This is a genomic window from Bacteroides helcogenes P 36-108 (genome assembly GCF_000186225.1).
GTDB lineage: Bacteria > Bacteroidota > Bacteroidia > Bacteroidales > Bacteroidaceae > Bacteroides > Bacteroides helcogenes.
This window is the reverse complement of record NC_014933.1, coordinates 2,100,632-2,126,405: the sequence shown is the minus strand read 5'-3', so window position 1 is coordinate 2,126,405 and position 25,774 is coordinate 2,100,632. Positions and strand designations below refer to the sequence as shown.

Genomic DNA, 25,774 nt, shown 5'->3' with positions numbered 1-25,774 from the left:
ATAACCAAACAGTACATAAAGATGAGTAATCAACTTGAAAAAATCAAAGAACTTATCGACCGCCGCACAGAGGCACGTATCGGTGGCGGCGAAAAAGCGATTGCCAAGCAACACGAGAAAGGAAAATATACAGCCCGCGAACGCATAGCCATGCTTCTGGACGAAGGCAGTTTTGAGGAAATGGACATGTTCGTTGAACACAGATGCACCAACTTCGGCATGGAAAAGAAACACTACCCCGGTGACGGTGTAGTGACCGGCTGCGGAACCATTGACGGTCGTTTAGTATATCTCTTTGCACAAGACTTCACCGTTTCGGCCGGCTCTCTGTCCGAAACCATGGCACTGAAAATATGTAAGATCATGGACCAGGCTATGAAGATGGGTGCTCCTTGCATCGGAATCAACGACTCGGGCGGCGCACGCATCCAGGAAGGCATCAATGCTCTGGCAGGATTTGCCGAAATCTTCCAACGCAATATCCTCGCCTCCGGCGTTATTCCACAGATTTCCGGCATCTTCGGCCCGTGCGCCGGTGGAGCCGTTTACTCTCCCGCATTGACGGATTTCACTTTGATGATGGAAGGCACTTCCTATATGTTCCTTACCGGCCCCAAAGTAGTGAAGACTGTAACCGGCGAGGACGTGTCTCAGGAAAACTTAGGCGGCGCAAGTGTACACTCCACCAAATCGGGCGTCACACACTTCACCGCTTCGACAGAAGAAGAAGCTTTGGCTTTGATTCGCAAACTCCTGAGTTACATTCCGCAAAATAATCTGGAGGAAGCTCCATACGTGGACTGCACAGACCCGATAGACCGTCTGGAAGATTCTTTGAATGAAATCATCCCCGACAATCCTAACAAGCCGTATGATATGTACGAGGTAATAGGCGCCATCGTGGACAACGGTGAATTCCTCGAAATCCAGAAAGATTATTCCAAGAACATCATTATCGGCTTTGCACGCTTCAACGGCCAGTCCGTGGGCATCGTGGCCAACCAGCCGAAATATCTGGCAGGTGTGCTCGACAGCAATGCCTCACGCAAGGCTGCACGCTTTGTTCGTTTCTGTGATGCTTTCAACATCCCCATCGTATCACTGGTGGATGTACCGGGTTTCCTCCCCGGAACAGGGCAGGAATACAACGGCGTAATTCTGCACGGAGCCAAGTTGCTGTACGCTTACGGTGAAGCCACCGTACCCAAAGTGACCGTCACCCTGCGTAAGTCATACGGTGGCTCGCACATCGTGATGAGCTGCAAGCAGCTCCGCGGTGACATGAACTACGCATGGCCAACCGCTGAAATCGCCGTAATGGGCGGTGCGGGAGCCGTAGAGGTATTGTATGCACGCGAAGCAAAGGATCAAGAAAATCCGGCTCAATTCCTCGCCGAGAAAGAAGCCGAATACACCAAATTGTTCGCCAATCCTTATAATGCAGCCAAATATGGCTACATTGACGATGTGATTGAGCCGCGCAACACGCGCTTCCGCATTATCCGCGCCTTGCAGCAGTTGCAAACCAAGAAATTGACCAATCCGGCCAAGAAGCATGGCAATATTCCTCTTTAAGAATTAAAAATCAAAATTCAAGATTTATGAATAAAACAAGAACTGGAATATTTCTTTCACTGATACTGGCGCTGGGCCTCTGTACTTCCTGCGGAGAACAGAAGTCAAACACCAAGTTATTGCTGAATGAAGTGCTGATTGATAACCAGAGCAACTTTCAGGATGACTATGGCGTGCACAGCGCATGGATTGAAATATTCAACAAATCATACGGCAGTGCCGACCTCGCAGGCTGCTATCTGAAGTTTAGCAGCCAACCGGGTGACACACTCAGCTATTTCATCCCTAAAGGTGACATTCTGACATTGGTAAAACCTCGCCAACACGCTCTGTTTTGGGCCGACGGAGAGCCGAGACGAGGCACATTCCACACCAATTTCAAACTGGATTCCTTGAATGACAACTGGATCGGCCTGTATGATTCCGGCAAGAAACTGCTCGACCAGATAACAGTACCTGCCCGTGCGCTCAAGGCCAACCAGTCTTATGCACGCGTCAGCGACGCTGCTAACGAATGGGAAGTGAAAGGCGGAAGTGCCGAAAAATATGTCACTCCAAGCACCAACAACAAGACTATTGACAGCAATGCCAAAATGGAGAAGTTCGAGGAACATGACAGTGTAGGTATCGGTATGTCCATTTCTGCCATGAGCGTAGTGTTCTGCGGATTGATACTGCTCTATATCTCATTCAAGATTGTCGGAAAGATATCTGTCAGCCTCAGCAAGCGAAACGCCATGAAAGCCAAAGGCATCACGGACAAACAGGAAGCCAAGGAAAAAGCACTCGGTGAAGCCCCCGGTGAAGTCTTTGCCGCCATCGCCATGGCCATGCATGAAATGCAGAGCGATGTGCACGATGTGGAAGATACGGTGCTCACCATCACCCGCGTAAAACGCAGCTACTCACCTTGGAGTTCAAAGATTTACACACTGCGTGAAACTCCTCACAGAAAGTAAAGTTACCCTGACTAAAAAGATAAAACGATGAAAGAATATAAATATAAGATTAACGGTAACTTATATAAGGTTACCATTGGAGATATTGAAGAAAATATCGCTCATGTGGAAGTGAACGGCACTCCGTATAATGTTGAAATGGAGCAGAAGCCCAAAGCCGCCCCCGTCAAACCGGTAGTCCGTCCGGCAGCAGCCGCACCGGCAGCCCCCGTCACTCCCGTAAGCAGACCGTCTGCCGCCCCTGCCGGGAAATCGGGCGTGAAGTCACCACTTCCGGGGGTAATCCTCGACATCAAAGTAAGTGTGGGTGACACGGTGAAGAAGGGACAGCTTGTCATCATCTTGGAGGCCATGAAGATGGAAAACAGCATCAATGCCGACAAAGACGGAAAAATCACCGCCATCAATGTAAGTAAAGGGGACTCCGTTCTCGAAGGTACTGACCTCGTAATTATTGAATAATATGGGAGATTTTATCACATTCTTAGGAAACAACCTCGCCGATTTCTGGACATATACGGGCTTCGCCAATGCAACGGTGGGACACGTAGTAATGCTGCTGGTAGGCTTGTTTTTCATATACTTGGCCGTTGCCAAGGAATTTGAGCCGATGCTACTGATTCCTATAGGTTTCGGTATGCTGATCGGCAATATTCCTTTCAATATGGAAGCCGGACTGAAAGTCGGCATCTATGAGGAAGGCTCTGTACTCAACATTTTGTATCAGGGAGTGACTTCGGGATGGTATCCGCCCCTCATCTTCCTGGGTATCGGCGCAATGACGGACTTCTCTGCCCTAATCTCGAACCCAAAGTTGATGCTGGTTGGCGCTGCCGCCCAATTCGGAATCTTCGGCGCCTATATGATAGCCCTCAAAATGGGATTCGACCCGATGCAAGCCGGTGCAATCGGCATTATCGGAGGAGCCGACGGACCGACAGCCATCTTCTTGTCGTCCAAGCTTGCCCCCAATCTGATGGGAGCCATTGCGGTATCGGCCTATTCGTACATGGCACTGGTTCCGGTAATCCAGCCCCCCATTATGCGCTGGCTCACCACAAAGCACGAACGCGTAATCCGCATGAAACCGCCGCGCGTAGTGTCTCATACGGAAAAAGTGATGTTCCCTATCATCGGCCTGCTGCTCACCACTTTCCTTGTACCCTCCGGCCTGCCGTTGCTGGGTATGCTGTTCTTCGGCAATCTGCTGAAAGAAAGCGGTGTGACACGCCGCCTGGCAAATACTGCCAGTGGTCCGCTGATTGATACTATCACCATTTTGCTCGGTCTGACCGTGGGTGCTTCCACGCAGGCATCGGAGTTCCTGACATTTGACTCGATCAAGATCTTTGCCCTCGGAGCACTGTCCTTCGTCATCGCAACAGCCTCCGGTGTAATCTTCGTCAAGATTTTCAATCTTTTCCTGAAGAAAGACAACAAGATCAACCCACTGATAGGCAATGCCGGCGTATCTGCCGTGCCCGACTCGGCCCGCATCTCACAAGTGGTAGGTCTGGAATATGATCCGACCAACTATCTGCTGATGCACGCCATGGGACCGAATGTGGCAGGCGTAATCGGCTCTGCCGTAGCAGCAGGTATTCTGTTAGGATTCCTGATGTAAACACATATATTACATACATTGGATTGAACATAGCTTCAGTCAGTTATTGCAGCCTCTTCCATGGAAGGGGCTGTTTTGTTAATCTATCCAAAACAGCTTACGATCGTTTCGTAAATACGATATTTTTAGTAACTTGCACTCAGTTTAACGACAAATAAAAGCTAATACAGTATGAGAAAACTTATTATCTCCTTATGCCTCAATGCCTGTTGCTCTTTATTGACAGCACAAAACACCAATCCTATTCAAGAAGCAATGACCAATTATGACTATGAAACAGCATTGTCACTTATTGAACAAGAAATACCGACTGTCCCCCTGCTGTATCAAAAGGGAAAAGCCTTAAAAGGACTGGGAGACAATGGTAAGGCCTTACAAGTATTCCAGGAAATTGCAATGCAAGACTCACTCAATCCACGTGCCTATATTGAGGCCGCCGAATGCTGCAAGTCTCTTGCCAAATCCAAAGAGGCACTAAGCTACTACCAAAACGCATTAAAATTAAATCCAGACAATAAATATGCACGCCTGCAATACATCAGCATGTTGATGAGCATGAAGAGATACAATGAATCCCTGCAAGAAAGCAATGCACTGGCTGAGAAAGACAGCTCTGCCTTTGTGCTGCATCTCAGGGCTGAAAGTATGGGACAAGTTTACGACAATACCCAAATTGCACAGGTAATAGAAGCTTATCAGGACATACAGAGAAGATATCCTGAAGACTATCTATCGGTTGCCAAACTCGGAAACATCTATGTTGCCGGCGGCCAATATGAAGACGCCATAGAAACGACAGAAAAATATCGTGCCATCGATTCCACCAACATACTCGTCAACCGGGTCAATGCACAAGCCTACTGCCTAAACAAAGACTATACAGAGGCAATACAGAGATATGAACACCTGCTGCAAGAAAAAGACAGCAGTTTTCAAACCTGCTTTTATGCCGGAATCAGCCACTATGCCATCGAGGACTTTTATCCGGCACATGACCTGCTGGAAAGAGCACTCAAGGATGACGATACCAATATCAACGTACTCTATTATTTGGGACGTGCCTGTTCCAAAACCTCATGGAAAAAGGAAGGCGTAAAGTATCTGGAAAATGCAGTCAATATCGCCATGCCCAGTGACAGTATCATGACACGTCTATATGTAGGATTAGTAGATTGCTACAAAATGGCAAACATGTACAAAGAGCAAGCAAATGCTATTCTGGAACAATATAAAGAATATGACCGGAACAAACACAAGCTGCTTTATGATGCCGCCTTCATCTACTATTATCGCTTGAAGAATATCCCCAAAGCCGAACAATGTCTGGAAGCCTACCTCGACACCCGCCCCAAAGAAAAGCAGGAACAAGAAGTGGACGAAGACGGTGTTCCTATTATTGGGGAAAACAACAGATATAATGCTGCCGAAACATGGCTGAACGATATCAGGAAAAAAAGAAAAGAAGAGAAGTTCTTCAAAGGTGAGACAGAAAAAGAATAGTTTATCCGGTTACAGAAAACGTTTGCATAATATAATAAGGTATAGTTAGCGGAGAAACAGCTTGTTTCTCCGCTAATTGTTTTAAATTAGCAGAAAATTAACCGTAAAGTTACTATCATGAGAAAAGTTTTTTCTATCCTTGGAGCAATTCTACTCTCCCTAAGCACTTATGCAGCTATGAATGTGAATAAAATTGACCCTCCGTTCTGGTATGCCGGGATGCAGAATCCTGAGCTTCAGCTAATGGTATATGGTGAGGGCATCGGCAATGCCACGGCATCCGTCAGCTATCCCGGCGTCTCATTAAGCAGTACAGTAAAACTGGAAAGCAACAACTACCTGCTGGTATATCTGAAACTGGACAAGAATGTGAAACCGGGAAAAATAGTCCTCACTTTCACCGAAGGCAAAAAGAAACTTGTCAGAGAATACGAGCTGAAAAAACGCGCTAAGAAAGGCTGCGAACACAAAGGCTTCGATGCTTCCGACGCATTGTATCTGCTGATGCCCGATCGCTTTGCCAACGGTAATCCCGACAACGACCAGATTGACGGAATGGCCGAATACAAAGTAGATCGTAATGATCCTAATGCACGTCACGGAGGCGATCTTGCAGGCATCGGACAGCATCTCGATTACTTTTCCGACCTCGGTGTAACAGCTCTCTGGTTCACCCCGGTACTGGAAAACAACATGACCGGAGGTTCTTATCATGGCTATGCCACCACCGATTATTACAGGGTGGACCCGCGTTTCGGAACAAATGAAGAATACAGACAACTGATTGAAAAATCTCATGCACGCGGCATCAAGATTGTAATGGACATGATATTCAACCATTGTGGCGTAGAACATGCATGGATTAAAGACATGCCATCCAAAGACTGGTTCAACAATCCGGATCATGAGAAAAACTTTGTGCAGACATCATTCAAACTCACACCACATGTCGATCCATATACTTCCAACTATGATTTCGACCAGATGAATGACGGATGGTTTGTAACAGCCATGCCCGATCTTAACCAAAAGAACCCGCATGTTTACCGTTATCTGGTTCAGAACAGCTTTTGGTGGATTGAATATGCCGACATCGACGGCATTCGTATGGATACTTATCCGTATGCAGACTATGACGCCATGAGCAACTGGATGAAAGAACTGAACGAAGAATATCCCAATTATAACACCGTAGGTGAAACCTGGGTCACAGAACCCGCCTACACTGCATGGTGGCAGAAGGATTCCGAACTATCCGCCCCCAAAAACAGCAACCTGAAAACTGTTATGGACTTCAGCTTCTTCGACAAAATCAATACTGCCAAAACAGAACAGACCGAAACTTGGTTCAAAGGGCTGGACCGCATATACAACAATTTCGTTTATGACTTCCTTTATCCCAACCCGGCTTCCGTACTGGCCTTCATCGAAAACCACGATACAGACCGTTTTCTGGGAGAAAGCGACAATCTGCCAATGCTGAAACAAGCCTCTACCTTACTGCTCACGACACGCCGCATTCCGCAACTTTACTACGGAACAGAGATCATGATGAACGGGGTGAAAAGCCAAAGTGACGGATATGTACGCAAAGACTTCCCCGGAGGATGGAGCAGCGACAAAACAACCGCCCTTACAGCCGAAGGACGCAGCAAACTGCAAAACGATTGCTACAACTTCTACAAAACAATATTGAACTGGCGCAAAGGAAATGACATCATAGCCAAAGGAAATATGATTCAATTTATGGTACAGAACGGTGTATATGCCTATGCACGCCAATATAAGGACAAAACAGTATTCGTGATGCTGAATGGTGCAGACACTGAAACAATACTGCCTCTGAAATTCTACAAAGAAATATTGAAAGATAGCAAACAGGGGAAAGACATCCTCAGCGGCAAAACCATTCTCTTCGATAAAGAACTGAAAATGGGGCCGAGAGAATCACTCGTCATTGAATTATAAAAATTTAGCCCTTGCAATATAGACTATTGCAAGGGCTAATTTATTTAGGGAAAATCTGTTCTTATTCAGCCAATTTACCGTCTGAACCAAGTACATTAACGATTTTATGTTTATACAGCTTCTCCATATTATCACGAGCCGGACCCAGATACTTGCGAGGATCGAACTCTGCCGGCTTCTCGGCAAATGTCTTGCGGATGGCAGCAGTCATAGCAAGACGAGAGTCGGAGTCAATATTGATCTTGCAAACAGCAGACTTGGCTGCTTTGCGGAGTTCTTCTTCAGGGATACCGATGGCAGCTTTCAACGCACCACCATATTTATTGATAGTTTCAACTTCCTCTTCAGGAACAGAAGATGAACCGTGAAGAACGATGGGGAATCCTGGAAGTTCTTTCATCACAGCGTCCAATACATTGAATGCCAAAGGAGGAGGAACCATTCGGCCGGTAGCGGGGTCAATATGGCATTGTTCCGGAGTAAATTTGTAAGCACCATGAGATGTACCGATAGAGATAGCCAAGCTGTCGCAACCTGTCTTTGTAACAAAGTCAACAACTTCGTCCGGTTCAGTATATGTGTGGTGGTCGGAAGAAACTTCATCTTCCACGCCTGCCAATACACCGAGTTCACCTTCTACGGTTACATCGAATTGGTGAGCATATTCAACTACTTTCTTAGTCAGAGCAACGTTTTCATCATAAGGAAGATGAGAACCATCGATCATTACTGAAGAAAAACCGGAATCAATACAAGACTTGCAGGTTTCAAAAGTATCACCATGATCAAGGTGAAGAACAATTTCGGGATGCGCACAACCTAATTCTTTAGCATATTCTACTGCACCTTGAGCCATATAACGCAACAAAGTAGCGTTTGCATACTGACGGGCGCCTTTAGAAACCTGAAGAATCACAGGAGATTTAGTTTCAACAGCAGCCTTGATGATAGCCTGCATCTGTTCCATATTGTTGAAGTTGAATGCCGGAATAGCATATCCACCTTTGATGGCCTTAGCAAACATCTCTCTTGTGTTTACCAATCCTAAATCTTTGTAATTTACCATTTTGTTTAAAGTTTATTGTTAGTGAATAAAAATTCTACGCAAAAGTAAGCATTATCCTTTAAAGTTAAGAACCTGACAGGAATAAAATATTTGCTTTACTCTATGAAATACATCCTATTTTAAAGCTGTTGGCTTCGTTTAACAGATTATTGTAATCTCCATGTTACAAATACCTTTCATATAAACAGGCTTCAAGCACTTTCTTGCGTATTCAGTTGTAGTAACAAAAAAGTCGGAAAATATGTTTGTTTCCCGACTTCTTATTACAATATATTATAGAATTACTTTCTCAGGTAAATAATAGTAGGCAAATGGTCACTATAACCGTTCAACCAGATACGTCCGCCATGCGTACGCAATGGAGCACCTTTGTATTTGCCGTCTTGCTGTATGAGATAATCACGGATAAATACCTCATTATGATCATACCGCAATCCTTTCCTTGATTTCAACAAAGGTTTTGAGACAACAATCTGATCAAACAGGTTCCACTTACCTTGATAAAGGAGAGTTCCCACCCCTTTGTCTTCCAAAGTTTCCCACCACGGATTGTAAAATTCTCCTTTCCTCACTTTTTTGGCATACTTCCGTGCTCCCAACGCCTGCATGCTTTCGTCCATCGGATCATCATTCATATCTCCCATCACAATCAGTTTCAGCTTCTTATCCTTATGCAACAGCGAGTCTTTCAATGCCTCTACCTGCCGGGCAGCATGTATCCGCACTTCTGCTTTCGCTCCACGGGAAGGCCAGTGATTGACTATGACGCAAACGCGTTCTCCCGCCAATTGACCGTCCACTATCAGGAAGCCACGAGTCAGATGCACCGTATCTCCCTTGAAAGGAACAGAAGGAACCAACTTGGAACCGGTTACACTGAACTGCTTGGGGTCATACAACAAAGCACAATCTATTCCTCTCTTGTCGGGACCTTCATAATGTATGAATTCATAATTGGAAATAGCAGGCTGCTTTACCAAATCCACCAGCACATTGCGGTTTTCCACTTCAGCCACACCGATAAAAGCAGGTCCCTCAGGAACAAGCTCTTTGGAGAGAGAGCCTAACACCTTTGACATATTCCGCAATTTGGATTGATATTTCTTTGCCGTCCATTTATAACTACCATCAGGCAAAAACTCATAATCATTTTTACCCGTATCATGAATTGTATCAAACAGGTTTTCAAGATTATAAAATGCAACGCTATACAGTTCTCTCTTCGAATTATTCTGTGCACCCAAGGTGATGGCGCAAAACCAGAATGAGAATAAAATAAGTAATTTTTTCATAAATCAACAAGATTAATACACCACAAAAATCAGAAATAAAATGAGATAAACCTATTTTTTCCTGAAACTTTTTTCTCATTAGAACCGATATGTCCTCTCATTGACACTCAAAATAAATCAAAATATATTTTGTAGTGTCTCTGACTTACACTATCTTTGCACCCGAAAAATGACCATTACACTATTTCTTACCAAAATAGTAATAGAATATAAATTTAAAAAACAAATATCGAAATGAAAAAAGGTATTCATCCAGAAAATTACCGCCCGGTAGTATTCAAAGATATGTCAAATGGTGACATGTTCTTGTCTCGTTCAACTGCAAACTCTAAAGAAACAGTAGAATTCGAAGGAGAAACTTATCCGGTGATAAAAATGGAAATTTCCAGCACTTCTCACCCGTTCTATACAGGTAAGTCTAAGTTGGTTGACACTGCCGGTCGCGTTGACAAGTTCATGAGCCGCTACGGCAACCGCAAGAAATAATTCAGTTTTTAAAGGACTGAAAAAAGGGGGTCTTATTCAAAAAGATTCCCTTTTTTGTTACACAAGACAGCCTTTATAAATGACAGCCATATGACAAAAAATGATTACCGGAAATGGAGATCACTCATAGAAAACGGATCTCATTATACGACCGATACATACCGGAAATTCAAGAAATGGTACACAAAACTCTATCACAACAAGCCCTGGTATAAGAAGGCATTGGCATCTTTCACGACTTTCATCGTTGTATTCCTCCTCTATCTGATTATGGTAGACATTAATTTCCTTTGGCTATTCGGCAAATCACCCACTTTGTCGAGCATCCACAATCCCGAACAGCCCATTGCCTCCGAAATATACAGTGCAGACGGCAAACTCATCGGCAAATATTTTCGCGAGAACCGTAGTCCTGTCAGTTATGAAGAAATCTCTCCCCTGCTCATCAAAACACTTATCAGCACCGAAGACGAACGATTCTACCAACATTTCGGTATCGACTTTCAAGGAGTATTCGCAGCCATCAAAGATATGGCAAAAGGAGATGCACGGGGAGCCAGTACCCTCACCCAACAGTTGGTGAAGAATATGTTTAAAGTCCGTTCACAATATTCTACAGGAATCATAGGCAAGATTCCCGGTTTGAAACTGCTTATCATGAAATCTAAAGAATGGATTACGGCAGTCAAAATTGAAATGTTCTATTCCAAACAAGAAATACTGACGATGTACCTCAACACCGTGGACTTCGGAAGTAACGCTTATGGCATAAAGACCGCCTGTAAAACTTACTTCCACACCACTCCCATGGAAATCACCTGCGAACAGGGAGCCACTTTAGTGGGATTACTGAAAGCCACCACTACTTACAATCCACGCCTGCACCCGGAAAACAGTATGAAACGCCGCAACGTAGTATTGGAAAATCTGTGGAAACATCACGGAATCACCCGTGCCGAATACGACTCCATCAAGCAAATTCCTATCAATCTGAACTATAATGTTGAGACAAATTATGACGGAAAAGCCCTCTACTTCCGTGAAGCCGTCGCTGATTATTTAGCTCCCTGGTGCAAAGAAAACGGAATAGACCTCTATGCCGACGGACTGAAAATATACACTACCCTTGACAGCCGCATGCAGCAATATGCCGAAGCCGCCGCAAACCGTCAAATGCGCATTGTGCAGAGAAACTTCAACAATCATTGGGGCAATCAGGCTCCCTGGCGCGACCGCAACCACAGGGAGATACCGCACTTTATAGAAGACCTGGCCAAACGTACCGCCTCCTATAAAATACTTGCCGCAAAATATCCCGCCCAACCGGACTCTATAAATTATTATCTCAATCTCCCTCACCGTCTGAAAGTATTCGATTATGATTCAGGTACTCGCGACACTACCATCAGTACAATAGATTCCATCCGTTATATGGAACACTTCATGCATTGCAGTTTCGTTGCCATGGAACCACAAACCGGCCATGTCAAAGCCTGGGTAGGTGACATCAACTTCGGTTCATGGAAATATGACAAGGTACTTTCCAAACGCCAACCCGGTTCCACCTTCAAACTGTTTGTCTATACGGCAGGATTCAATGCCGGCATGTCTCCCTGCGACTACCGCATAGACCAGCAAGATGTGTACAATGTAATAGAAGACAATAAACCTGCCAAATGGATTCCACGAAACGCCAACGGTGAATATACAGGAGACACTCTCTCACTGAAAGCAGCTTTTGCCCGATCGGTAAACACCATTGCCGTGCAAGTAGGGCAAGAAGTCGGAATACATAAAGTTGCAGAAACCGCACATGTCATGGGCATCAAAACCCCGCTTGAAGAAACGCCTGCACTCAGTCTGGGGGCATCGGATGTCTCTTTGTTGGAACTGGTCAATGCTTACAGCACCGTCATCAACGAAGGAAAGACCCATGATCCGATACTGATCATGCGCATTGAAGATGCCAACGGAAAAATCATTTATGAGGACAAGACAGAACAGAGGCAAGTGCTTCCTTATGAAACAGCATTCCTGATGACAGAAATGCTGAAAGCCGGACTGACCGAACCTTTGGGAACATCACAAGCTCTGTGGGGATATGACCTGCACCGTTACAATACCGAATTCGGTGGAAAAACAGGAACTTCTTCCAACCACTCGGACGCCTGGTTTGTAGGTGTTACTCCCAAATTAATAGGCGGCTCCTGGGTAGGCGGCGAGCACCGCAGCATCCATTTCCGCACGGGAGAATTAGGACAAGGCAGCCGCACAGCCCTACCCATATTTGCTTATTTTATGGAACAGGTACTGAAAGACAACAGCCTGAAACAATATCAAGCCCGTTTTCCGCAGGCCAAAGAAAAAATAAGCAAAGAGTACGGTTGCCGCACAATCTATCATCCGCATGACACTGACTCCATTGCCATAGACAGCATCGCATTGAAGGAAATTATAGAAGAATAGGTAATCTCCTACTACGACATAGAGAAAAAGAAGACTTTCCACCACAAAATAAACGCTCCCAAAAGTTTCTATCTGGCTTTGGGGAGCGTTTATTTCTCAATATCTCTACGGGACAGCCAATCAGTCCACTTTGCGGAAAGGCGGTTTCACAACCTGAACTTTCAGCTTTCGCCCGCGCATATCAATATAGATTTCAGTACCTGCTTTACTGTATGCCGGTTTCACATACCCCATACCGATACCTATCTTACGAGTAGGCGACATTGTTCCGGACGTAACCATACCGACAGGTTCTCCTTCTGCATTGCAAAGCTCGTAACCATGACGGGGAATACCACGGTCAATCATCTCAAAACCGACCAATTTGCGGGAAACGCCTTCAGTTTTCTGTTTCTCCAGCATAACGCGGTTAGTAAAATTCTTGCCATCCACAAATTTAGTAATCCATCCCAGTCCAGCTTCAATAGGTGAAGTAGTATCATCCAAGTCATTGCCATACAGACAAAATCCCATTTCCAGACGAAGAGTATCACGAGCTCCCAAGCCCACAGGCTTAATGCCGAACTCTGCACCTGCCTCAAATACGGCATCCCATATCTTCATGGCCGCCTCCGGATAGAAGTACAGTTCAAATCCCCCAGCACCTGTATAGCCGGTATTGGAAATAATGACGTCTTTCTCTCCGGCAAATTCCCCATGAGTAAAGGTATAATAAGGAAGTTCCGAGAGGTTGATGGAAGTCAGCTTCTGTAAAGCCAATATGGCCTTAGGCCCTTGTACGGCAAGCTGAGCCATGCGGTCGGAAGCATTTTCCAGCTCGGCTCCCTCTGTATTATGAGAGACACACCAATTCCAGTCTTTCTCAATATTGGAAGCATTCACTACAAGAAGGTACTTCTCCGGTTCATAGTGATATACAAGAAGATCATCAACAATCCCCCCTTTCTCATTAGGGAAACAAGTATATTGCACTTTTCCCGGAGTAAGGACGGCCACATTATTAGAAGTCACTTTCTGCAGAAAGTTCAGCGCGTGAGGGCCTTTCACCCAAAATTCACCCATGTGCGAAACGTCAAAAACACCGACACCCTGACAAACGGTAAGATGTTCGTCAATGATGCCCGAATATTCAATAGGCATATTATATCCCGCAAACTCGTGCATCTTTGCACCTAACGAAATGTGCTTCTCGGTAAATGGAGTAATTTTCATAAAAACAGGTATTAAATATTAGGTATTAAGTATTATTTAGCAGCAATGAGTTCCGCAATCTTCACGATGACATTCATAGCCTTTTCCATGCTCTGAACAGGCACAAACTCATAGCGCCCGTGAAAGTTGAGTCCGCCGGCAAAAATATTGGGACAAGGCAGTCCTTTGAAAGAAAGCTGTGCACCGTCTGTCCCCCCACGGATAGCTTTTACACGAGGATCAACCCCAACAGCCTTCATTGCGGCAAATGCGACATCAATAACATGCATTACCGGTTCAATTTGTTCACGCATATTATAATATTGATCATGCAGTTCAAGAGTTGCAGTACCCTCTCCGTATTCACCATTAATGAATGCTACCCAACGCTCCATCTGCTTCTTGCGGTCTTCAAAATGGGTACGATCATGGTCGCGGATAATATAGGAAACCGTAGTCTGCTCTACATCACCACCAATACCAATAAGATGGAAAAAACCTTCATAGCCTTCAGTATGTTCCGGAGTTTCGTGTGCCGGAAGCAATGTAATGAAGCGGTTGGCCACACGGACTGAATTGACCATTTTGTTCTTGGCATACCCCGGATGTACATTGCGTCCCTTGAAAGTAATCTTGGCGGAAGCAGCATTAAAATTTTCAAACTCAAGTTCTCCCACTTCACCGCCATCCATTGTGTAGGCCCATTCACAGCCGAATTGCCGGACATCAAACTTATGTGCACCCAATCCGATTTCCTCATCAGGATTGAAGCCGATACGAATTTTACCGTGCTTTATTTCAGGATGCTCTTGCAGATAGACGACGGCTGATACAATCTCGGCAATACCGGCTTTGTCATCAGCCCCAAGCAAAGTCTTGCCATTGGTTACGATCAGATCCTCCCCTTTATGATCAAGCAGTTCGGGAAATTGCGAAGGAGACAATACTATATTTTCTTCAGCACAAAGCACAATGTCCTTGCCGTCATAATTCTCTACGATACGGGGTGTCACGTCCTTGCCACTCATATCGGGACTTGTATCCATGTGTGCAATAAAGCCGACGGCAGGTAACGGTTTCTCCGTGTTTGCCGGAAGGGTGGCAAACAAATAGCCGTGTTCATCTAAGGAGATTTCCTCCAGTCCCAAGGACTCCAATTCTTCTTTCAAAAATTCCGCAAATGCCATTTGCCCCGGAGTGCTTGGAGTTACTCCACTTTCTTCACTCGACTGAGTATCGAAACTTACATACTTCAAAAAACGTTCTACTAAAGTCATACCATTCAGGATTAATGATCTATAACGCGATACTTAAAATGAAAATTAACAGCGTGTAATCCGTATATAAGAAGGAATTACGGTACAGCCTTACAAATTATCATTTAACTGCCGTAAAGGTAAAAAAAGGGGCGTGAACTGCCAAGTAATTCACACCCCTTTTTTATCCATCAACAACAATTTGTCAATTAGAAATGACTGCTGCCATCAAAACAATGTGTACATACCTTACATTTGGGTAATCCGATAGCTTCTATCAATGTTTCCAATGTATTGAACTTCAGCGAAGACAAGCCAAAACGTTCACGAATGACATCTACCATTTTCTCATATTCCGGCGAACCGGTAGTGGCATATCTGTCAAGATTCTTATTTTCATCACCTTCCAATTCCTTAATCACACGACGGGTGATTAATTCCAAATCGCTTTTAGAAGCAGTAAAACCAATAAAAGGACAACCGTAAATCAAGGGCGGACAAGCGATACGGATATGTACCTCCTTAGCACCATACTCATACAGCACCTTTACATTATCCCGCAGTTGCGTGCCACGTACGATAGAATCATCGCAGAACAGCAGACGCTTGCCTTCCAGCATGGCACGGTTGGGTATCAGTTTCATCTTTGCCACCAAGCTGCGCATTTCCTGATTGCTTGGAGTAAAACTGCGGGGCCAGGTAGGAGTATATTTTGAAATGGCACGATGATAAGGGACACCTTTTCCCTCTGCATACCCCAATGCCATACCTACGCCCGAATCGGGTATCCCACAGGCGCAGTCCACCTTCGATTCATCTTTCTGTCCCATCTTGAAACCAGATGTAAAGCGTACATCTTCCACGTTTCTACCTTCATAGCAGGAAGTGGGAAAGCCGTAATACACCCACAAAAAAGAACAAACCTGCATTTGTTCATTGGGTTTGCGCATCTGCTCTACTCCATCAGCACGCATGCGCACTATCTCCCCCGGACCGAGATAACGCTCTATCTGATAATCTAAATTCGGGAAACTGCTTGATTCACTCGTAGCAGCATAAGCGCCATTCTTCCGGCCAATCACGATGGGAGTACGCCCCCACCAGTCACGTGCAGCAATGATGCCGTCCTCCGTAAGCAACAACATGGAGCAAGAACCTTTGATATGTTTATACACATTTTCGATCCCCTCCACAAAGTTCTTACCTTGTATCAGAAGAAGGGCAATAAGCTCAGTCTGATTGGTCTTGCCTGAGCTAAGCTCCGCAAAATGCATATTCCGAGTAAGAAGTTCATTCTCCAGTTCTTGCAGATTTATGATCTTGGCCACCGTAACGATGGCAAACCGACCGAGATGAGAGTTCAATATAAGCGGCTGAGGATCTGTATCGCTGATGATTCCGATACCGGAATTTCCTTTGAATTTGCCCAATTCGTCTTCAAACTTCGTGCGGAAATAAGTGCTTTCCAAGTTATGAATAGACCGTGTAAAAACTGCCGCCTCTGCATCATACGTTGCCAATCCGCCACGTTTTGTCCCCAAATGCGAATTATAATCCGTACCGTAAAACAAGTCAGCCACACAGCTTGCCTTGGCGACCGCCCCGAAAAAACCTCCCATAAATATATCTCCTGTTAATGGTTATTAAAATTACGGACACAAAGGTACAAAAATCCCATAGAGGACACAGAAGGCATCTGCTTTTTTTAGCGATTTATTTCCATTTTCCCACAACCTTCCTGTCTGCCGGAACAGCTTCTATCAGACTCAACGCAAAACCGCCACTGCGTGCCTCTTTCACGGACATCTTCGTCTTATTGGTCACAATTCCTTTCTTTATCCGGTAAGAAGTAGGATTCTCCTTATAGTCCGCATCTTTTCCATCGGCATAAAGGGTAGCAACATATTGCTTGCCGGATTCAAGGAAATCAAGAGTAAAGTTGGCGGTACGTGCATTTTCATCAGTGATTCCTCCGACAAACCAATTTCCAGTTCCCTTTGCTTTACGAGCCACTGTAATATAATCCCCGGGCTCGGCTTCGATGTATTTGCTGTCATCCCAGTCAACAGCAACATCCTTGATGAACTGGAAAGCATCCATGTGTTTCTCATAATTTTCCACCAAATCGGCAGCCATCTGCAATGGGCTGTACAGAGTAACATACAGAGCCAACTGCTTTGCCAGCGTAGTCTGCACACGTCCGTGAGGCAGGTCACCCATAAAGTCAAGTTTGATATCAAAAATACCCGGAGTATAATCCATCGGTCCGCCGATAAGACGGTTGAAAGGAAGCAAGGTGGTATGGAACGGTTTGCTGCCGCCGAATGCCTCATATTCCGTGCCACGTGCAGATTCATTGCCGATCAGGTTCGGATAAGTACGGCACAAACCGGTGGGGCGCACGGCTTCATGCCCATTGACGCAAATCCGGTAATCAGCAGCTTTCTTCACGGCATAGAGGTAATGATTATTCATCCACTGTCCATAATGATGCTCGCCACGGGGGATGATATTTCCTACATATCCGCTTTTCACCGCATTGTAGCCATTATCCACCATAAACTGATAAGCCTTGTCCATATGGCGTTCGTAGTTTCTTACAGAAGCAGAAGTTTCATGATGCATCATCAACTTCACACCCTTGCTTTTGGCATAATCATTCAGCATCTTCACATTAAAATCAGGATATGGAGTCACGAAGTCAAACACATAATCCTTTGAGTTACCGAACCAATCTTCCCATCCTTCATTCCAGCCTTCCACCAATACCTGATCAAGACCGTTGGCAGCGGCAAAGTCAATATAACGTTTGACATTCTCGTTGTTGGCGCCGTGACGTCCGTTCGGTTTCACTTTTGAATAATCAGTCTCGCCCAACTTCACCGAAGGCAATTCATCCGTATAGGCCCAAGTACTCTTCCCTGCGATCATTTCCCACCATACACCTACATACTTCACGGGCTTTATCCATGATACATCCTCATAGGCACAAGGCTCATTCAGATTCAACGTTATCTTTGAAGCCAAAATATCGCGTGCGTCATCGCTCACGATAACTGTACGCCACGGTGACTTACAAGGAGCCTGAAGATAGCCTTTGTCACCCTGCACATCGGGAGTCAGCCAAGATTCAAAGACTAAGTTTTTGTCATCCAGATTCAGGTGCATGCAAGAATAATCCACCAGAGCCGCTTCATGCAGATTGATGTATAGACCATCGGCCGTCTTCATCTGTAAGGAAGTCTGCACACCTGTTGGCGAGAATTGAGTCTGCGATGAGTTTTCCGTAACAGCCTCTTTCATCAGTCCACGTATTTCAGAGAGTCTGGACTCCGTATAATCATACTCCTGCGTATCATAGTCACCTGGAATCCAGAATGCTTTATGATCACCGGTCATGGCAAACTGTGTATGCTCCTCTTTGATAACAAAATAATTCAGATTCTTCTGCAAGGGAAACTCGTAACGGAAACCAATACCATCATCGAAAAGCCTGAAACGGATAATGATATTGCGGTCTTGCTCCTTTTGGTTCAACGTCACGACCAGTTCATTGTAATGGTTTCGGATTTGCTTCACTTCACCCCAAACCGGTTGCCATGTTTCATCAAACGCAGAAGTTTTGGCATCAACTAATGTAAAGCCATTCATCAATCCCGGATCATTCTTCAATTCCAGTCCAAGCCTGGAGGGTTTAATCACAGCCTTTCCCTTATAAAAAAGTTCGTAAACAGGCTGTCCCTGAGCGTTTACAGTAAAATTCAATTGCAGATTACCGTTCGGGGAGCCAATGTTTTCTGCCGTTGACTGTTTGATGTCTTCAGCTTTCACCATGCCGCCCGCCAACAAAGCAAACAGCAAAAAAATCACTTTGGTACAATTCGTTCTCATGTCTCTCATGTTATGATTTACAGAATTAATTATCATGATTGCAAATATACGCAAGGAAGCAAACAAAGACAAAACAGCCGGAGAAAAAGATAAAGGACGGTAAGAACAAACGTTTGCATGGCAAACATGCAATCCATTTTATATTCCTCAAGTCACTTAAAGCACATCAGTCAGGTATTTAATGCATCCCAGTGTGTCACTTAAACCTATATTTTTTAAGAGATTGCACACATCAGTGCAGAACTACAACCGATGTGTAAATACAAACCTCGCTCCCTGTCTGTAATTTCCGTCCACTTTGACAGTTCCTCCGAATTGCTTCACAATCAGGGCGCAGATAGCCAGTCCCAAACCGGTTCCCTGCACATAATCATTCAGCTTTTCAAACCGGTTGAAGATTACTTTCTGTTTATCCTCAGGAACTCCGCATCCGGTGTCCGTCACGCTGAAGCACACGTAACCGCTTTCTTCATCCGGTTGATAAGATACATTTATCTCACCCTGTTCCGTAAATTTAGCGGCATTGGTCAGCAAGTTCATCAACACCTGCTCAAGCCTCAACTTATCCGTATTCAGCAAAAAGTGTTCCTGTGGCGGAGTGAAAGTAAGCCGCACTCCGGAAGCCACCCGGTGACGTACACTTTCCAGACAAGTGTGACAACACTCGTTGACGTCACATTCCCCAAAGTTAAAATGATAAGAATTGGCCTCCAGTTTGGATACATCGAGAATGTCGTTGATCAGATTCAGCAGTAAATCTGAATTACGAAGAATGAGGTCGGAGAAACTCTTTCGCTCATCTTCGGAGACTTCAATATCTTCGGGACTGCACAAGAGTTGCGAAAATCCCACGATCGCATTAAGCGGCGTACGGATTTCATGACTCATGTTCGCAAGAAAAAGGCTTTTCAGCCGATCGGACTCTACCGCTTTGTCTCTGGCCAGACTGAGCCGATTCTCTGATTCCATCAGTCGGTCACGTTCAATGCGCATCTTGTTACGCATACGGCGGACACGCAAAGTATAAATGACGACCACCACTAACAACGCCATAAAAAAGCAGGCACTACTCAGCAACATGATAAGCTGCCATTGTTTCCTTTTCAGAATTTCTTCATTATGAGCCTGTGTCTCCTGGCTGATATCATGCAAATGCGCCAACTGCGTCATCTGACGCATGAAAGAAGCGTCAGCCTTTTCTTTCGTTTTATGTATAGCGAGCCGGTAGCATTCGGCAGCCTCTCTGTCGCGCCCTTCCTGCATTAGAATCTCACCCTTCAGTATGAACAATTCAGTAGAATCACCTAACTTCAACACTTCATCCATATGAGCCAAGGCTGTAATATATTCATGCTTAGCCTTATAATAATACACGCAAGACAAATGGAAACGATATTTGACATAAATATCATCTACCGAAGAAGCGTATTCAGAAGCCTTGCCTATATACCGACGTGCCTCCTCCAAGTTGTTCCGAAGAATATAATAATCAGACCGAAAACAATCTGCCAGCCATCGGCAACGATCTATGGGATATTTATCCTCTCCGTATTTCCCTTTGGCGATATCCTCTGTCAAATTCTCATATTGCATTAGATATTTCTCAACCAGGTCAAGACGCTGCAGTCTGAGGGCAGCTTCCAATAATGACTCCATCATTGACTGCATGATGCTGTAATGCAAAGGCTGTATGCTCTGCACCGTCCTTATACCTTCTTCATAGTAGCTGATAGCTATACTGTCTTGCCCCATGACAACATAAGCAACTCCCATAGTTTGACAGCAAGAATATATTCCCGTCTTGTTTTTCTCTTTCTGTGCCAAATGGTAAAGCCGGATAGCCTCATTAGCACCTTCCTCATTGACATCATACCACAGAATGAACTGACAAGCCAAATTGCAGACAAAAAAATATCGGTCCGAATAGCTTCCGCGTTCTTGGGCAATACGCTTTACCTGACCACTCCAATAAACCACGCTATCCATCAAATTCTTGTTATAGTAATAACGGGTAAGAGTTACTGCCGCATATTCCTTCAAAAAAATGGAATCGACTTTACTCGCTTCCGAATAAAGCATCATACAATAATCACATTCTTCCTGCTCGTCACGATAACAGGCAGACAAATCATAAAGGACATGCAACCTTTCAACAAGAGAAGCACTTCTTGAGAGAGAGAGTTTAAGACTGTCTATCCGCTTCATTATCACCACATCACCTTTTTTAGAAGCTTTTATAGAGAAACTCCCGAAAAACAAGAATGCAAGCAGAAAACAACATATACGTTTTATCATCATCCCATTAGAATTTAAGTTGTTATAAGCTCCTCAAAGATAAGAATAATTCAATAAAAAAGATAAACTTATATAAACAAATAATATTTAATTATTCTTCACTATCTTTGCGACTCTCAAAAGAAGTATCAAGACATCACACCATGACTAAAGAACTGATATGTATTTTCCTGGGTGGCGGCATAGGCAGCGTGCTGCGCTATTGTGTACAAATGATCTTGCACAACCGCATCATCCCCTATTCTTTTCCTTGGGCAACACTCACTGTCAACATCATCGGTAGTTTCTGCATCGGATTGTTTTATGCCCTATCCGCCCGCTTCAGCCTGTCTGCCGAGACGCGCATGCTATTTACCACCGGTTTGTGCGGTGGTTTCACCACCTTCTCCACTTTCAGCAACGATGCCCTGATAATACTGCGACAAGGTTGCTACGGAACATTCCTCCTATATATCTTGCTAAGTGTTACATTGGGCATAATCGCCGCATTTGCCGGAGGAATTTCCGGACGTTACATATAACAGAATCAAGAACCGAAATACTAAACAATTTCCGGCTTTTGCTTGTTATCAATTTAGTTTATACTAAAAATTCAAAGAATATGAAAATAGAAAAAATTATCGGACGTGAGATCCTCGATTCGAGAGGAAACCCTACCGTGGAGGTCGATGTCATTCTGGAATCAGGATTTATGGGCCGAGCTTCTGTTCCTTCGGGCGCATCTACGGGGGAACACGAAGCTCTGGAACTGCGTGACGGCGACAAGAAGCGTTATAGCGGTAAAGGAGTTTTGAAGGCCGTAAACAATATCAATGATGTTATCGCTCCCAAACTGACGGGTATGTCCGCCCTTGACCAGATAGGCGTTGACCACGCCATGCTGGCGCTGGACGGAACTAAAACAAAGTCCAAATTGGGTGCGAATGCAATTCTCGGCGTATCACTTGCCGTAGCCAAAGCGGCCGCAGCTTATCTGGACATGCCTCTCTATCGGTATCTTGGCGGTACAAATACCTATATAATGCCTGTTCCGATGATGAACATCATCAACGGAGGCTCACATAGCGATGCTCCTATCGCCTTCCAGGAATTTATGATCCGCCCCGTGGGAGCCGCTTCTTTCCACGAGGGATTGCGTATGGGCGCCGAAGTGTTTCATGCCTTGAAGAAAGTGCTGAAAGATCGCGGACTCACCACGGCAGTAGGCGACGAAGGCGGCTTTGCTCCACGATTGGAAGGTACAGAAGATGCCCTGAACTCCATCATCAGTGCTATCAAGGCCTCAGGTTACGAACCGGGCAAGGACGTAAAGATTGCCATGGACTGTGCCTCTTCCGAATTTTACCACGACGGCATTTACGACTACACCAAGTTTGAAGGCGAGAAAGGCAAAAAGCGCACAGCCGATGAACAGATTGATTATCTGGAAGAACTGATTGACAAATATCCCATCGATTCTATCGAAGACGGTATGAGCGAAAATGATTGGGACGGCTGGAAGAAACTGACCGACCGTATCGGGCATCGTTGCCAATTGGTGGGCGATGACCTATTCGTCACCAACGTGGACTTCCTTGCAAAAGGCATCGAAAAGGGCTGTGCTAACTCTATTCTAATAAAGGTAAATCAAATCGGTTCTCTTACGGAAACTCTGAATGCCATTGAGATGGCTCACCGCCACGGTTATACCACCGTCACCTCCCACCGTTCCGGTGAAACGGAAGACGCAACCATTGCCGACATCGCAGTAGCCACAAACAGCGGACAGATCAAGACGGGATCATTAAGCCGTTCAGACCGCATGGCAAAATACAATCAATTACTGCGCATCGAAGAAGAACTGGAAAGCCGTGCCATTTACGGATATAAAAAGATAAAATGATTATTAAATGCGAAAGGGACAAACCATCACGGCCTGTCCCTTTCTTGTCTAACCTTAAAATCCACAATCAATCTATAACCCTAAAACCAATTTCTTCTCCTGATTGACTATCCGGCGCTACCCAGAGAGCAAAATCTCCCGGCTCTACTATCTTCATCATATCTATATTCCAGAAAGCAAGTTCACTGACCGGAAGTTCAAAAGTCACTGTTTTTTTCTCACCCGACTTCAAAGTGACACGTGTAAAGCGCTTCAGTTCCTTTACCGGACGAGTTACCGAAGCAACCTTATCTTGTACATAAAGTTGTACCACTTCAGTACCTTCATATCTGCCTGTATTCTCCAAGTCGAAGACAACAGTCAACACATCTTTGGAAGACAACTCCCTGGAAGAAATCTTCGGCTTTCCGTATTTAAAGGTGGTATAGGACAATCCGTATCCAAACGGATAAAGAGGCTGAACGCCTGCGTCCATGTAAGATGAAGAACTTCCTTCAGAAGTTTGTCCTGCCTCTACCGGGATTTCCTCCAACGGCTTATAATTAAGAGATGCCGGTCTTCCTGAATTATTGTGTGCATAATATAAAGGGATCTGCCCTACCGCTTTCAGAAAAGTGACCGGAGTCTTGCCACTCGGCACAGCCTTTCCAAACAGCAAATCAGCAATTGCCGGACCGCCCATCGTTCCCGGATGGAATGAATATAACACAGCATCAGACTCTTCCGCCTCCTTGCCGATAGTAAGCTGGCGACCCGCCATCACCACGGTAACCAACGGTTTCCCGGTTTTTGCAAGTGCAGCAATCAATTCGCTCTGTGCACCCTGCAGATTCAAGTCCGCCAAGCTATGTGCCTCACCGGACAAGATAGCTTCCTCACCTACAAAAGCAATAACAACATCGGCATGAGCCGTGACCGAAACGGCCTTTGCAATACCCGCCACATTCTTGTCGCGACTATATGTCAGGCCCGGTTCATAAACCACCTGCACCTTGTCGCCATATATTGACCTGATGGCGGCAAGTGGTGTCTGCGTATGAGATTTTTCGCCATCGAAAACCCAAGTGCCCAACTGCTCGTAGGGAGCATCTGCCATCGGTCCCACCACGGCAACCGTACGCACCGTCTCTTTCAAGGGTAATACTTCCCTCTCGTTCTTCAGCAGAATGACAGACTCTTCCGCAGCACGTTTGGCAGCAGCCAGATGAGACTCATCATACATCACGGACGGGCGTTTCTCATCCACATACGGATTATCGAACAAACCAAGACGGAATTTCACCCGCAGTATATTCTTCACGGCTTCGTCTATCACCTCTTCTTTCACCTTCCCCGACTTTATCTGTTCCGGCAGATTCTTAAAGAAAGCATAACTCACCATTTCCATATCCACACCGGCATTTACCGCCAATGTGGCTGCATCCTTATCATCGGCTGCAAATCCGTGGGCTATCATTTCGCGGGCAGAGTTCCAGTCGGTCACCACCAGTCCGTCAAATCCCCACTCACCGCGCAATACATCTTTCAGGATAAACTTGTTTCCGGTAGAAGGCACTCCGTCGTTATCATTGAACGATGTCATAAACGTAGCAACCCCCGCCTTAGCTGCTGCTTCAAAGGGTGGAAAGTAAACATTACGCAGACTACGCTCCGAAATAAAAGTAGAATTATAATCGCGTCCACCCTCCGCAGCACCATAGCCTACGAAGTGCTTGGCACACGCCGCTATCGAGGTGGGGCTGTTCAGCGAATCTCCCTGAAAGCCTTTTACCATAGCCGATCCCATCACCGAAGACAGATATACATCCTCGCCACAACTCTCGGCAATACGTCCCCAACGGGGGTCACGGGAAATATCAATCATCGGAGCAAACGTCCAGCGAACGCCTACGGACGAAGCTTCGATAGCCGCTATCCGTGCACCGTCCTTAGCCACTTCGGGGTCGAAAGTAGCCGCTTGTCCCAAGGGGATAGGAAAGATGGTCTTGAATCCGTGAATCACGTCCCGCGCCATCAGCAACGGAATGCCCAGACGGGATTCCTCCACCGCCACACGCTGCAAGGCATTCACCCGCACTGCGTCTACCTCATTCAGGATAGAACCGACTTCACCTTTCTTTATCAGTCCTATCATATCCTCGATGTTTCCATAAGAAGAAATCTGGTTCATCTGCCCCAGTTTCTCCTCCAAGGTCATATCTGACAATAAATTCTCTATTTTCCGTTCGATAACTGCATCTCCTCCAGAATTTGATACATGCGTACAAGAAGCCAAAGGAAGCATCAACAGATATATATATAAAATATTTTGTATTTTCATGGG

18 protein-coding genes are annotated in these 25,774 nt (G+C 45.3%); 10 read left to right on the top strand and 8 right to left on the bottom strand.

Features of this window, described 5'->3' with window-relative positions; all coding sequences use genetic code 11:
* Positions 1–21 precede the first annotated feature (21 nt).
* The 6 genes from BACHE_RS08425 (at position 22) to BACHE_RS08400 (ending at position 7,626) form a co-directional block, all read left to right on the top strand.
* A complete protein-coding gene (locus BACHE_RS08425) occupies positions 22–1,575 on the top strand; it encodes an acyl-CoA carboxylase subunit beta (protein WP_013547279.1) in 1,554 nt (517 codons plus the stop codon).
* Between the two features lie 26 nt (positions 1,576–1,601).
* Positions 1,602–2,534 carry an OadG family transporter subunit gene (locus BACHE_RS08420; RefSeq protein WP_013547278.1) on the top strand — a complete coding sequence of 311 codons (933 nt, stop codon included), beginning with the start codon at positions 1,602–1,604 and terminating at the stop codon, positions 2,532–2,534.
* A 27-nt stretch (positions 2,535–2,561) separates the two neighbouring features.
* The gene (locus BACHE_RS08415; protein ID WP_013547277.1) at positions 2,562–2,996 is read left to right on the top strand and encodes a biotin/lipoyl-containing protein; all 435 of its coding nucleotides are present in this window, start codon (positions 2,562–2,564) and stop codon (positions 2,994–2,996) included.
* A gap of 1 nt (position 2,997) precedes the next feature.
* On the top strand, positions 2,998–4,158 hold the full coding sequence (locus BACHE_RS08410) for a sodium ion-translocating decarboxylase subunit beta (protein WP_013547276.1): 1,161 nt from the start codon (positions 2,998–3,000) through the stop codon (positions 4,156–4,158).
* A 171-nt stretch (positions 4,159–4,329) separates the two neighbouring features.
* Positions 4,330–5,658 (top strand): tetratricopeptide repeat protein, encoded by a 1,329-nt coding sequence (locus BACHE_RS08405; protein WP_013547275.1) that lies wholly within the window; start codon positions 4,330–4,332, stop codon positions 5,656–5,658.
* A 117-nt stretch (positions 5,659–5,775) separates the two neighbouring features.
* A complete protein-coding gene (locus BACHE_RS08400) occupies positions 5,776–7,626 on the top strand; it encodes a glycoside hydrolase family 13 protein (protein ID WP_013547274.1) in 1,851 nt (616 codons plus the stop codon).
* Between the two features lie 61 nt (positions 7,627–7,687).
* On the opposite strand, the gene BACHE_RS08395 is transcribed toward BACHE_RS08400, so the two are convergent.
* Together BACHE_RS08395 and BACHE_RS08390 are read right to left on the bottom strand one after the other, a co-directional pair.
* Complete coding sequence (locus BACHE_RS08395; RefSeq protein ID WP_013547273.1) at positions 7,688–8,692, bottom strand: class II fructose-bisphosphate aldolase; 1,005 nt, start codon at positions 8,690–8,692, stop codon at positions 7,688–7,690.
* A 281-nt stretch (positions 8,693–8,973) separates the two neighbouring features.
* Positions 8,974–9,984: an endonuclease/exonuclease/phosphatase family protein gene (locus tag BACHE_RS08390; protein WP_013547272.1), complete on the bottom strand. Its 1,011-nt coding sequence runs from the start codon at positions 9,982–9,984 to the stop codon at positions 8,974–8,976.
* A 234-nt stretch (positions 9,985–10,218) separates the two neighbouring features.
* On the opposite strand from BACHE_RS08390, the gene BACHE_RS08385 reads away from it, so the two are divergent.
* Complete coding sequence (locus tag BACHE_RS08385) at positions 10,219–10,470, top strand: type B 50S ribosomal protein L31 (protein ID WP_013547271.1); 252 nt, start codon at positions 10,219–10,221, stop codon at positions 10,468–10,470.
* 90 nt (positions 10,471–10,560) lie between these two features.
* Positions 10,561–12,936: a transglycosylase domain-containing protein gene (locus BACHE_RS08380; protein WP_041579751.1), complete on the top strand. Its 2,376-nt coding sequence runs from the start codon at positions 10,561–10,563 to the stop codon at positions 12,934–12,936.
* A gap of 120 nt (positions 12,937–13,056) precedes the next feature.
* Here BACHE_RS08380 and gcvT read toward each other — a convergent pair whose 3' ends face one another.
* From gcvT to BACHE_RS08355, 5 genes are all read right to left on the bottom strand, one after another.
* Positions 13,057–14,148: a glycine cleavage system aminomethyltransferase GcvT gene (gene gcvT, locus BACHE_RS08375; protein ID WP_013547269.1), complete on the bottom strand. Its 1,092-nt coding sequence runs from the start codon at positions 14,146–14,148 to the stop codon at positions 13,057–13,059.
* A 32-nt stretch (positions 14,149–14,180) separates the two neighbouring features.
* Positions 14,181–15,404 (bottom strand): peptidase T, encoded by a 1,224-nt coding sequence (pepT, locus tag BACHE_RS08370; protein WP_013547268.1) that lies wholly within the window; start codon positions 15,402–15,404, stop codon positions 14,181–14,183.
* 188 nt (positions 15,405–15,592) lie between these two features.
* Entirely contained in the window at positions 15,593–17,002 is a 1,410-nt protein-coding gene (locus BACHE_RS08365; RefSeq protein WP_013547267.1) for an amidophosphoribosyltransferase, read from the bottom strand.
* 94 nt (positions 17,003–17,096) lie between these two features.
* Positions 17,097–19,217 (bottom strand): glycoside hydrolase family 97 protein, encoded by a 2,121-nt coding sequence (locus BACHE_RS08360; protein WP_407707871.1) that lies wholly within the window; start codon positions 19,215–19,217, stop codon positions 17,097–17,099.
* A gap of 300 nt (positions 19,218–19,517) precedes the next feature.
* Positions 19,518–21,572, bottom strand: coding sequence for an ATP-binding protein (locus tag BACHE_RS08355; protein ID WP_013547265.1), 2,055 nt, complete (start codon positions 21,570–21,572; stop codon positions 19,518–19,520).
* 140 nt (positions 21,573–21,712) lie between these two features.
* On the opposite strand from BACHE_RS08355, the gene crcB reads away from it, so the two are divergent.
* Positions 21,713–22,090, top strand: a complete 378-nt coding sequence (gene crcB, locus BACHE_RS08350) for a fluoride efflux transporter CrcB (protein ID WP_013547264.1) — start codon at positions 21,713–21,715, stop codon at positions 22,088–22,090.
* 80 nt (positions 22,091–22,170) lie between these two features.
* A complete protein-coding gene (gene eno / locus BACHE_RS08345; RefSeq protein WP_013547263.1) occupies positions 22,171–23,451 on the top strand; it encodes a phosphopyruvate hydratase in 1,281 nt (426 codons plus the stop codon).
* Positions 23,452–23,518: 67 nt separating this feature from the next.
* On the opposite strand, the gene bglX is transcribed toward eno, so the two are convergent.
* Positions 23,519–25,771, bottom strand: coding sequence for a beta-glucosidase BglX (gene bglX, locus BACHE_RS08340; protein ID WP_013547262.1), 2,253 nt, complete (start codon positions 25,769–25,771; stop codon positions 23,519–23,521).
* Positions 25,772–25,774 lie beyond the last annotated feature (3 nt).